Genomic DNA, 12311 nt, shown 5'->3' on the forward strand with positions numbered 1-12311 from the left:
TTTGGTGTTGTGTGTATAAATTGGTGTTTAAATATCGAATTTGATTCCTTGCGCTAACGGCAATGTTGTGGAATAATTTATCGTATTCGTCTGTCGGCGCATATAATACTTCCAAACATCCGAACCGGATTCTCTTCCACCACCGGTTTCTTTCTCACCACCAAAGGCTCCGCCAATTTCAGCTCCAGAAGTACCGATATTAACATTCGCAATTCCGCAATCCGAACCAGCGTTAGACAAGAACAATTCAGATTCTCTCAAATTCTGAGTCATAATCGCAGAACTTAAACCTTGCGGAACGTCATTCTGCATCGCAATCGCCTCATCCAAGGTTTTGTATTTCATAATATATAAAATCGGTGCAAACGTCTCGTGTTGAACGATTTCAAAAGAGTTTTTCACTTCAGCGATGCATGGCTTCACATAACAACCCGACTCATACCCTTTTCCTTTTAAAACTTCGCCTTCAACAATAAATTTACCGCCTTCTTTTTTACATTTCTTAATCGCTTCCTCGTATTGAGCAACCGCTTGAGTATCGATTAATGGACCAACATGATTATTTTCATTTAATGGATCCCCGATTTTCAATTGACCATAAGCCTTAACCAAACGCTTTTTCACTTCGTTGTAAACGCTCTCATGAATAATCAATCTTCGAGTCGAAGTACAACGTTGTCCAGCCGTACCAACAGCTCCGAAAACCGCTCCAATAATAGACATATCCAAGTCGGCATGTTCCGAAATAATGATTGCATTATTTCCGCCTAATTCTAAAATGGATTTTCCAAAACGCTGCGCTACATTCACGCCAACTGTTCTTCCAACACGGGTAGAGCCTGTAAATGAAATTAACGCCGAACGTTTATCCTGAACCAATAAATCACCAATATGATGATCGCCCACAAGCATCGAAGAAATACCTTCCGGCATTTTGTTCTCCTTTAAAACTTGGGCGATGATATTTTGACAAGCAATGGCACACAAAGGTGTTTTTTCGGAAGGTTTCCAAACCGTAACATTTCCACAGATCCAAGCTAGCGCTGTATTCCACGACCAAACTGCTACTGGAAAATTGAAAGCCGAAATAACCCCAACAATTCCTATCGGATGATACTGCTCGTACATACGATGTCCAGGACGTTCCGAATGCATTGTATAGCCGTGAAGTTGACGAGACAATCCTACAGCAAAATCGCAGATATCAATCATTTCTTGCACTTCACCAAGACCTTCTTGCAAAGATTTACCCATTTCGTAGGAAACTAATTTCCCTAAATCATCTTTATATTCTCGTAATTTTTGCCCAAATTGACGTACCAATTCACCACGTTTTGGAGAAGGAATTTGTCGAAACTCTAGATAAGCCTTTTCAGCCGTAGCCATCACTTTTTGATAATCCTTTTCTGAAGCCGTCTTAATTTTTGCAATCAGTTTTCCATCCGTTGGCGAATAGGATTCTAACAAATCCCCGGTTGCAAAGTTTTTTCCACCCACAGAAACTCCTTTATTTTCATCAAGAATTCCTAACGATTTTAGTGTTTTTTCAATACCTGTTTCTTTCTTGGTTTTTGCCATAAAAATAGTTTGTTGATTTCCTAAATATACTGCTATTCTTAGAATTGGAAGAAAATTAAACCTTAAAATGCTGTTAAATCTCAGCTTTACAAATCGAAAACTTGAGTATCTTTGAGCCACAAATCACCAATAAATGAATGAACCTCAGGAAAAAACAACTGAAAATACTTCCAAATGGAAAAAATGGGTTGCGAAATTCGGGATCGGAGGAATAATTTTTTTTACGGTAAAAGGAATCATTTCTACCACTTTAATTTATTTTTTGGGTAAAAATGCTTGGGAAATAATCCAGAATTATTTTGCTAATCTTTTCTAACCTTTAGACAGATTTGTCTCGAATCACTTCACCGATTGGCTTATTTTGAATAATTGATTCCAGCCAAGAAATCACATCCAAATACACAAAATCTCTACTATTAAATGGATTTTCTTGCATTTGAATGTATTGTTTTAGATACTTTTCTGCAAGCTTTTTGCGATCACTAGCAAAAGCTTCTGAAATTTCAGAAAACGCCTTAATCGTTAAATGATGAAAATCGGTTGCCAGCTTCATTTTTTTAAAGAACTTTTGAGATTCTTCCATAAATTCATCGAGATTCTCATCCATTCCAGAATCAATCATCACCATAATGGCCAAAAGTCGGGAATTAAACAACAAATCGTCTTTTACCACCGTCTTTTTATGGTAAATAATTTGGAAAAGTTCGTTCAAACATTTATCATATTCCCGATTTCCCATATACGCAGACGCAATTTTGAAATGGAGAATTAAAATATGATGTTCATCTACTTTAAAATCTTGAAAAGCATTATCTGCATTGATTTCCTGAATCAATTTTTCAGATTCTTGATAATTTCCTGTTAAGAAAACTCGGTTCATTCGGGCATTGAACAAAACCGTAAACAAAACGGATTCTATGTTTTCGTTTTTGGGAAGTTTGTCTCCAACAACCAGTTCTAATTTATTCAGCCAAAACTCAAATCGCTTTCGCTTTCTCAACAAAAACAACGTGTTTAGTAAATACGAGTTCCCTTTCAAAAACCAAACGGGATGATTGACAATCATCTCGGGGTGCGAATAAAACAAATCCACCCATTGAAGCGAGTATTTATAGGCATTGATATGATCTTGAAGCAATAAATACTTCCAAACATGTGCTTTATAAAACCATAATTTTTCCCGAAAACCCATTAAATGCAAATCGGTTTTGGGTATATGAGAATCAAAAAAATGCTGAATTCTACTCTTGTCTTGATTGTTCTTGGCAAAACCGTTTGACAACATCATGCTAAACAGTTTTAGAGACAAATTGGAAAGTTTAGAATTCAAAGCGTTGACTTTTCCCAATCGTTTTGCATCGGCAATTAAATCATCAGCTCGCGAAGCAATACTCCGTGTAATATATTGAGATTCAATTACTTTTTCAAATTCAACAATCTCATAAGCAATATCTTTTTCTTCTAAATCAATCGCTGTTTGTTTGGTTTTATCCAAGATTTTCAAACTCTGCTTATACAAACCTTTGTTGTATAAAATCGTTGCAAAATCCATTTGTTCACGCAACAGAATTCGATTGTTCATATTGCTTGGATTCATTTTCAAACTAAACAAAATCTGCTTGTACAAATGCGCTTTAAGATTCGATAGTTGCTGTTTGGTTGTAATTTTTCGTTCTAAGATTTTCTTCTCATCGTATTCCGGCATTTTATCCAAAACATCGAACAACAACAGAAATTTGGCATCCGAGTTAATTCCTAATCGATTCACGAAAAGGCGAAATTGTCGTTTTTCCGACTTGGAAAGCGACTGAATTAACGCTAATAAAGGATCTTTTTGTATTTCTGCCATCGTAATTTACAACCTTATAAGTTTTTGAAATTCAATATTTTAACCTTAAAAATCATTTTTTTGATATTGTAACGCTTCACAAAATAAAGGATTTCTAAAAAACTATTCCCAATAGATTTGTTCAAAATTATCAAAAAAAGAACATCATGTCTACAGAAAAAATTCAAATTTTTGACACTACGTTGCGAGATGGCGAACAAGTTCCCGGATGCAAGTTAAACAAACAACAAAAAATTCGAATTGCCGAAAAACTTGATGAACTCGGTGTAGATATTATTGAGGCTGGTTTCCCTATTTCAAGTCCAGGTGATTTTGAAGCAGTGGACGCTATTGCTCAAATGGTGAAAAACGCAACCGTTTGTGGCTTAACAAGAGCCAATAAAAAAGATATTGAAGTTGCAGCTAAAGCTTTAGAAAAAGCAAAAAAGCCGAGAATACATACGGGAATTGGAACTTCGGAAAGTCATATGAAGTTTAAATTCAATGCCAGTCCACAAGAGATTATTGATCGTGCAGCAGAAGCGGTTGCGTACGCAAAAACGTTTGTTGATGATGTTGAATTCTATGCAGAAGACGCAGGACGCTCTGAAAATTTGTTTTTAGCACAAGTTTGCGCCGAAGTGATTAAAGCGGGTGCAACAGTTTTAAACATTCCTGACACAACGGGCTATTGCCTTCCAGAGGACTACGGAACAAAAATTAAATATCTAAAAACACATGTTCCCAATGTTGATTCGATAATTCTTTCTTGCCATTGTCATAACGATTTAGGTTTGGCAACGGCGAATTCCATCGCTGGAATCCGAAACGGTGCAAGACAAATAGAATGTACGATTAACGGAATTGGTGAGCGTGCGGGAAACACGTCTATGGAAGAAGTGGTGATGATTTTAAAACAACATCCGTATCTTAATTTTCATACTGATATTAACACGAGAATGCTTACAGAAATGAGCAATTTGGTTTCGGAAAATATGGGAATGATTGTTCAACCAAACAAAGCCATTGTAGGTTCTAACGCTTTCGCGCACTCATCCGGAATCCATCAAGATGGGGTTATTAAGAATAGAGAAACCTATGAAATCATTGATCCAGCAGATGTTGGTGTTAATGAGTCATCCATTATTTTAACAGCAAGAAGCGGTCGCTCTGCCTTAGCATATCGATTCAAAAATATCGGGTTTGAAGTTTCAAAACTTGAGTTAGATTATTTGTATCAACACTTTTTAGAAATTGCCGATACCAAGAAAGAAGTTGGCAATGACGATTTGAAGTTTATGATGCACGAGTTTCAATTTTCTAACCGCTCCAATATTATTTAATCCATGGGAAAAACCTTATTTGACAAAGTTTGGGATGCACACGTTGTTGAGTCTATCGAAAACGGACCCCAAATTATTTATATCGATCGACATTTAATTCACGAAGTGACCAGTCCGCAAGCATTTGATGAATTGGAAAGCAGAAATATCCCTTTATTTCGTCCAAATCAAGTGACGGCAACGGCAGATCATAACGTACCAACATTAAATCAGCATTTACCAATTGTTGATGAACTTTCAAGAAATCAAGTTGCTCAATTAGGAAAAAATTGTGAAAAATACGGCGTTGAATATTGGGGATTAGGCCACGAAAACCAGGGAATTGTTCACATTATTGCTCCTGAATTGGGAATTACACAACCTGGGATGAGTATCGTTTGTGGTGACAGCCATACCTCTACTCACGGCGCTTTTGGAGCGATTGCATTTGGAATCGGAACAAGCCAAGTGGCGATGGTTTTTGCAAGCCAATGTTTGTTGATGAACAAGCCAAAATCCATGCGCGTGAACGTAAATGGAAAATTAGGAAAAAACGTTCTTCCGAAAGATGTCATTCTGTATATAATTTCCAAAGTTGGAACCGATGCTGGTACAGGTTTTTTCTGCGAATATGCAGGAAACGTTTTCGAAGAAATGAGCATGGAAGGGCGAATGACGGTTTGTAATATGAGTATTGAAATGGGTGCTCGTGGTGGAATGATCGCTCCTGACCAAACGACTTTTGATTATGTTGAAGGAAAAAAATACGCACCAAAAGGCGAAGAATTTGATAAAAAAGTGGCGTACTGGAAAACATTAAAAACAGATGACGATGCCGTTTTTGATTTAGAATATCATTTTAATGCGGAGGACATTCAGCCGATGGTGACGTACGGAACAAACCCCGGGATGGGAATCAGTATTTACGATGAAATTCCGAAAGCGGATTCGGATTCGGAACAAAAAGCATTGCAGTATATGGGACTTTCGTCTGGACAAAAAATGTCTGAAATCCAAGTAAACTACGTCTTTATTGGAAGTTGCACGAATGCACGAATTGAAGATTTCCGTTCCGCAGCAGACTACATTAAAGGAAAAAAGAAAGCAGAAAACATTACAGCGCTTATTGTTCCTGGCTCCTTCCACGTTGCCCAACAAATTAAAAACGAAGGTTTAGACGCTATTTTTTCACAAGCAGGATTTCAAATCCGAGAAGCGGGATGCTCGGCTTGTTTAGCGATGAATGAAGATAAAATTCCTGAAGGTGAATATTGTGTGTCCACATCCAACCGAAATTTCGAAGGAAGACAAGGTCCTGGAGCGCGAACACTTTTAGCAAGTCCACTTACCGCAGCCATTGCTGCGATTGAAGGAAAAATAGCCATCAACCCAAATTAAGTTCATGAAAAAATTAACCCATTTGGAATCCACGGCGGTTCCTTTAGAAATAGAGAATATTGATACCGATCAAATTATTCCGGCGCGCTTTTTAAAAAGCATTAGTAAAGAAGGTTTTGGCGAGAATTTATTTCGTGATTGGAGGTTCCAAAAAGATGGAAATCCGAATTCGGAATTCGTTTTAAACAATCCGAATTATCAAGGTGAAATTTTAGTCGCTGGAAACAACTTCGGCTGTGGAAGTAGCCGTGAACACGCTGCTTGGGCATTAACTGATTACGGTTTCCGAGTTGTTATTTCAAGTTTTTTTGCCGATATTTTTAAAGGCAACGCTTTGAATAATGGATTGCTTCCCATTCAAGTTTCAGATGAATTTTTAAAAGAATTACTGAATGAAATCAAGCAAAATCCGGAAATACAATTGGAAGTTGATTTACCCAATCAAACACTATCCTATTCAAAAAACAAAACAACTTTTGACATTGATGGTTACAAGAAAATCTGCTTAATGGAAGGCTATGACGATCTCGATTTCTTATTGAATAAAAAGGAAGCGATCGAAAAATTTGAGCAACAACGAACAGTCACCTACTAAAAAATAAAAATGGAAAAGAAAAAATACAAAATAGCCTTATTAGCAGGTGATGGAATTGGTCCTGAAGTAGTTAACGAATCCGTAAAGGTTTTGCAAACCATTGAAAAGCAATATCCAATTGAATTCGAATTTTTACCAGCTGTTGTGGGCGCTCAAGCGATTTACGAAATCGGAAATCCGCTTCCTGATCAGACATTGGCGATTTGCCATGGAGCTGATGCAGTATTGTTTGGAGCTATCGGTGATCCAAGTTTTGATCAAAATCCAGATGCGAAAGTCCGTCCCGAGCAAGGTTTACTGAAACTCCGTTCTGAGTTGGGCTTATTTGCGAATATTAGACCCATAAAAGCCTATAAAACCTTAGCAGGAATCAGTCCACTAAAACCAGAAATCATCGAAGATACCGACATGGAAATCTATCGTGAATTGGTAAGCGGAATCTATTTCGGTGAGAAAAATACCAGCGAAGATGGAAATTCAGCGTACGATATTTGTTCGTATCAAAAATCAGAAATTGAAAAAATCGCACATTTAGCATTTCAAGCAGCAGAAAAAAGACGCAAAAAAGTAACGTTGGTAGATAAAGCCAATGTTTTGGAAACGTCTCGACTGTGGAGAAAAACGTGTCAAGAAATTGCGAAAGACTATCCGAACGTAAGTTTAGATTTCCTTTTTGTAGACAATGCAGCAATGCAAATGATTCTTAATCCAAAGCAGTTTGATGTTATCCTTACAGAAAATATGTTTGGAGATATTATTTCAGACGAAGGAAGCGTTATTGGGGGGTCTATCGGACTTTTACCTTCCGCTTCCATCGGAGAAAAAACAGGAATGTTCGAGCCTATTCACGGTTCGTATCCGCAAGCCAAAGGACAAAATATCGCCAATCCAATGGCTTCTATCTTGAGTACAGCTATGATGATGGATTATTTGGGCGAGAAAACCATTGCAGGACATATCGTTTTTGCAGTTGAACAAGCCATTCACAATGGAGTTGTTTCGGTGGATTTAAATCCGAGAAAGAATTTTTCCACCACATTTATCGGAGAGTACATTTGCAAATCTCTCCTTCACGATGCCGAAATTTTTCATCACGAAAATATCGAAATCGGAAAATCGACTATAATTTAGCATAATAGTAATGCGATAGTATATAGTGTATAAATTGTTTGTAGAAAACGCCGCTGTGAAGCCGGCGTTTTTTTATTTTTTATAGTCAGATTTCGCAATCCAATATTCCACATTCACTTTACTCGGTTCACCATAATACGTCACTTCGATTTCTTGATACGCCTTTGCTCCTAGCCTTTCCATGGCAATTCGAGAACGAACATTGTCTTTTCCAACGTGAAACTTCACCAAATCAACGTCATTAAAAATATAGTTAAGCATTAGCTTTTTCACTTCTGCATTGATGCCTTTTCCCCAAGAATCGGTTCCATAAAAAGTATAGCCAATAAATATTGAATTATCCTCCAAATTGAAATCATAAAAACGCGTACTTCCTAGGGCTTCGTTGCTTTTTTTATTCAAAATTAGAAACGCACCACCCGATTCCATCGCGCCTTTAAAAAAGTTTTGAAAAACTTCGCGTTGCCACCGATCTTTATTAGGATGCAGCTCCCAGACTTTCGGATCAGAAGCCACGAGATACAATGGCTCAAAATCCTCATCCTTTAAAGGACGTAAAATCCAGTTTTCATTTTCCAAAATCGGCTGTAGATTCATATTCAAAATTTTGATTAAAGATAAAAAGAGATTTTCAAATAATTAAAAATCTCTCTTACACAGGTTATTAGTTTTTGTTTTTAGGTTATAAAGTTCTTACCATCAAAAGGTTTTTAGTTTTGGTTTAACTCAAATGTAGTAGAATTACAAGTAAACATTCAAAAAAAGAGGTGGACAATGGGGTGGATATTTTCAAATTATTGATTTACATGTATTTAAATTAATTACTAAATAAAAAAAACGACCAAAAAACGTAGTTTTTGAACAAAATATACTTAAATTCGAATTAAAAAAAAGCATTTTTAAGCCTTTGAATATCAATTTTTTGGACTAGTTGGAAATAAATAGTCTAAAATATCAAGCAAAAACTATTTTCATGAAACTGCAATTTGAACAAATACATTCTGATTTTCCATACGAACTTTTATTGTTGGCGGATGAAACCCTAGAAGCGATTGACCGGTATCTTTTTCAATCGGAAGTCTTTTTGGTAAAATGGAATACAGAAAATGTGAGTATATTTTGTCTCTATGAAATCAATCTTCAAAATGTAGAACTCAAAAATATTGCGATTGCGGAAAAACATCAAAATCAAGGTTTAGGTGGAAAAATTTTAGAGTATATTAAAGAAATTTCGAAACCAAAATACCAAAAAATCATTGTAGGAACAGGAGATTCCAGCTTCTCACAAATTCGATTTTATGAGCGAAATAGCTTTAAAAAATTTGGTATTCGAGAGAATTTCTTTCTTGAAAATTATCCAGAACCCATTATTGAAAACGGAGTCCACTTAAAAGATATGGTTTTACTGAAATTTGAATTCTAAATATCTCTCCTAGTTTCTAGAACAAAATCGCTTTCTCTAGCTCCAATAGCTTTTGTTTACGCCAGATTCCGCCGCCGTATCCCGTTAATTTCCCGTCGCTACCAATAACACGATGACACGGAATAATAATGGAAATTTTATTCAAACCATTGGCATTAGCAACAGCGCGGACTCCATTAGGATTTCCCAAAATCACCGCTTGTTCCTGATAACTACGCGTAGTTCCGTACGGAATTCCACGCAAAACCGTCCAAACTTGCTTTTGAAAATCAGTTCCTACAGGCGCTAGCGGAACGGTAAAATCAATCAATTTCCCTTCGAAATACAACGCCAATTCTTTCTCTAAAAGTTTAAAATGCAGATTTTCACCTTGAACAATTGTTGCATCAAAATGCTTTGAAATCTGCTTCAATTCAGTTGGTAACGCTTTTCTATCGGAGAATTCCAGCATGCAAATTCCTTCCTGAGTTGCGCACGCAACCATCGTTCCAATGGGCGTTTCAATTCGTTTTAAATCAATTACTTTTTCCATTTTCGAATTTTTGGGCGAAACTCCAAATACCGTTTTGAAACCGTCATTAAATCCGCTCAAACTTTCATAACCACTATCCAATGCTGTATCCAAAACATTTTCTCCTTGTTGCAATTTCTTGAAAGCTGAATTCAGTTTTAACATTCGCTGAAATGCATGAAACGTCATTCCGTGGTTTTTCAAAAACCATCTGCGAACCGTTGCTGGTTCCAAATTTCGATCACGTAAATCTTGATCTTTCAATTTCAAAGCAGGATCGGCAATCACTTCATCGATTAACTTTTGAATTGAAGCAGGCGTTTCATCAGGCTTTCCAAGCGGATTGCAAATTTTACAAGGTCGATATCCTTTTAAAATGGGTTCTTTGGTGTTGTCAAAGAATTCTACATTTTCGAATTTCGGTTTTCTCGCCGTACATGTTGGACGACAAAAGATACCCGTTGTTTTTACCGCCATCCAAAAAACACCTTCAAAATCAGCATTCTTATCGCAAGAAGCTTGATACATTATCTCGTTGGAAATCTTCATTTTTTTTATTTCAAAAATAGATTACAACTTCAAATGGCTGCAACCGAAAAATGAACAACTATATTTTATTCGGGTAAAGCGCGCCATTTTCTAATTACTGCGGTGTATAAATACAATCCTACAAAACCAGCTATCAAGAAAAGTAAACTGTAGGTTTCTGCGGTATAATATTCTAAAATCCCTTTGCATTTTGAAATGGATTCATTTGGTTTTAAATTCGCTTTACAAATGTCGGTTTGAACCATCGTAATTAAGCCCAAAATAGAAAAAGGAATAACCAACATAAAATTCATGCTGATAACAACAGCGATGGAGTTAATAAACTTCGTAATGATTTTGTGTCCAAAAATGGAGAGCAACAAAATCCCTGATGTCAAAAGCAAAATAAATACAGTAACAATATACCCAACCCCAGAACTTCGAGAAATAGACCCCAAAATAACGCCTACCAAGGTAACGATCAAAATGAGTACGCCAACCGTTACAAATGAAAATAATAAGGCCGGTAAACTTGTTACTCGGAAGCTAAAAATAAGCATGGAAAGAACAAAACTTAACCATAAAAAAATATGAACCGTTTCTTTGAAAAATGGATTCAACTTGATTACTTCAACATTTTCTAATAAATCTTTTAAATGCTGACTTTCGTAATAGTATTTGGTCAGGTTTCTTTCATAATATTTTTGCGGACTTAACTCATTATCAAAATTCGGATTAAACGAACGAATGGAGTTTTCATTCTCAACCACCGCACCATTTGCAACAACGGCTGCTGCCGCTGCAGCATCTACAGCTGTTGTCGTAGTATAATCTTCGTAAGCACTTGCCGATGGATATATTTCACGTTCACTTTGTTTTATAAATTTCTTAACTTCAAAAGTATCCGGATGATACACCATGGAAGTCCAATCTTTAGCGGTGAGATTGGTTTTGATTTGATACTCTTTTGAAAGTGTCAAAAACTGAGTAAACAAAGCTTCAATTTCATTTGGATTTTTTCTTTCCAATAATTCGGTAACGGATTTATTCAAAGCAAATCGTGCTTTTCCGATTTCCGAATCTGAACCTTCGTCGTTAACCAAAGCATCAGGATAAGATTCATCAATTTCATAATTAGAAGTTGATGGTCCGTAAGGAACTCTTCCACCGCTATAAAATAATGTGGAATAATTGGTGTATGCTAACTTTTCCGTTTTTAAATAAGGCGACACGTCCACAACGCGCTTTTTAAAGTAAAAAACGTAAGAATTTCCTTTACGGATGGAATATGCGACGGGCTTTTTCTCGTTACGTTCCGGCTGCGGAACCAACCACTGTCCACGACTATTTTTCTCCGTAGCAACTTTTGAATACAACTCAAAAAACTGATAAACACGAGCATGATTCACAAAATATTTTTCGGTACGAATAACATGCTCTGGTCTCGTCTCACAATACAAATCAGAAAATACCTTCGGATAGCGTTTTTCGCTTAAATCATAGTTAATGTATTCTTGCGATAAAAATGCGGCAGATTTGTTGATCAACTCTACATTTTTGGCCATTTCATCATCGGGATATTTCGAGTTGATAAACGTTCGGAATCCCAACATATACGACCAATAAAAACTCGTAGAAACCAAAATAATCACAAAATATTGCACAAACTGACCAAACATTTGCGCTTTCGAAATGGGATAAAAGTTTTTGAATGCGTTATTTTTAAACATATTCACCAACCAAACCACCAAAATTAACAAGGTGATTATAATGCTAATGTAGATCATTCCACCACGGAAAAAATCATCAACAGCATTGGAATAATGTAGACTTTTCGGGTCCGAATGCGAGAAATAGCCAATAACGAAAAATAGCGCATGAACGAGTAATGCGGTAAGCAAAACCCAAACAATTTTGGTGTTCCAAATCGTGGGATAACGTTCAAGGATATACTGATTTATTTTTTTGATACGATCGTTCATAAAGTTGTAATCTGA

The 12311-nt window shown here is 36.4% G+C and carries 10 protein-coding genes; 5 read left to right on the forward strand and 5 right to left on the reverse strand.

From position 1 onward, the window contains the following. Nucleotides 1-27 precede the first annotated feature (27 nt). On the reverse strand, nt 28-1578 hold the full coding sequence (amaB, locus tag AC5XHR_RS01980; RefSeq protein ID WP_495949100.1) for an L-piperidine-6-carboxylate dehydrogenase: 1551 nt from the start codon (nt 1576-1578) through the stop codon (nt 28-30). Nucleotides 1579-1897: 319 nt separating this feature from the next. Then, nucleotides 1898-3427 (reverse strand): hypothetical protein, encoded by a 1530-nt coding sequence (locus AC5XHR_RS01985; RefSeq protein ID WP_495949101.1) that lies wholly within the window; start codon nt 3425-3427, stop codon nt 1898-1900. A 146-nt stretch (nt 3428-3573) separates the two neighbouring features. Here AC5XHR_RS01985 and AC5XHR_RS01990 point away from each other — a divergent pair, with 146 nt between their 5' ends. From AC5XHR_RS01990 to leuB, 4 genes are read left to right on the forward strand one after another with little or no spacing between them, the layout of a single operon-like run. After that, the gene (locus AC5XHR_RS01990; RefSeq protein WP_495949102.1) at nt 3574-4749 is read left to right on the forward strand and encodes a 2-isopropylmalate synthase; all 1176 of its coding nucleotides are present in this window, start codon (nt 3574-3576) and stop codon (nt 4747-4749) included. 3 nt (nt 4750-4752) lie between these two features. Next, the gene (gene leuC / locus AC5XHR_RS01995; protein ID WP_495949103.1) at nt 4753-6126 is read left to right on the forward strand and encodes a 3-isopropylmalate dehydratase large subunit; all 1374 of its coding nucleotides are present in this window, start codon (nt 4753-4755) and stop codon (nt 6124-6126) included. A gap of 4 nt (nt 6127-6130) precedes the next feature. Continuing rightward, nucleotides 6131-6721: a 3-isopropylmalate dehydratase small subunit gene (gene leuD, locus AC5XHR_RS02000; RefSeq protein WP_495949104.1), complete on the forward strand. Its 591-nt coding sequence runs from the start codon at nt 6131-6133 to the stop codon at nt 6719-6721. Between the two features lie 9 nt (nt 6722-6730). Beyond that, a complete protein-coding gene (gene leuB, locus AC5XHR_RS02005; RefSeq protein ID WP_495949105.1) occupies nt 6731-7852 on the forward strand; it encodes a 3-isopropylmalate dehydrogenase in 1122 nt (373 codons plus the stop codon). A gap of 72 nt (nt 7853-7924) precedes the next feature. On the opposite strand, the gene AC5XHR_RS02010 is transcribed toward leuB, so the two are convergent. After that, nucleotides 7925-8449, reverse strand: coding sequence for a GNAT family N-acetyltransferase (locus AC5XHR_RS02010; protein WP_495949106.1), 525 nt, complete (start codon nt 8447-8449; stop codon nt 7925-7927). Nucleotides 8450-8825: 376 nt separating this feature from the next. Between AC5XHR_RS02010 and AC5XHR_RS02015 the strand changes: the two genes are divergently transcribed. Further along, the gene (locus AC5XHR_RS02015) at nt 8826-9275 is read left to right on the forward strand and encodes a GNAT family N-acetyltransferase (RefSeq protein WP_495949107.1); all 450 of its coding nucleotides are present in this window, start codon (nt 8826-8828) and stop codon (nt 9273-9275) included. 16 nt (nt 9276-9291) lie between these two features. Here the strand turns inward: AC5XHR_RS02015 and AC5XHR_RS02020 are convergent, their stop codons facing one another. Beyond that, the gene (locus AC5XHR_RS02020) at nt 9292-10335 is read right to left on the reverse strand and encodes a bifunctional transcriptional activator/DNA repair enzyme AdaA (RefSeq protein ID WP_495949108.1); all 1044 of its coding nucleotides are present in this window, start codon (nt 10333-10335) and stop codon (nt 9292-9294) included. Between the two features lie 65 nt (nt 10336-10400). Then, nucleotides 10401-12296 (reverse strand): hypothetical protein, encoded by a 1896-nt coding sequence (locus AC5XHR_RS02025; protein ID WP_495949109.1) that lies wholly within the window; start codon nt 12294-12296, stop codon nt 10401-10403. Nucleotides 12297-12311 lie beyond the last annotated feature (15 nt).

Source organism: Kaistella sp. CFF1-2 (genome assembly GCF_059509915.1).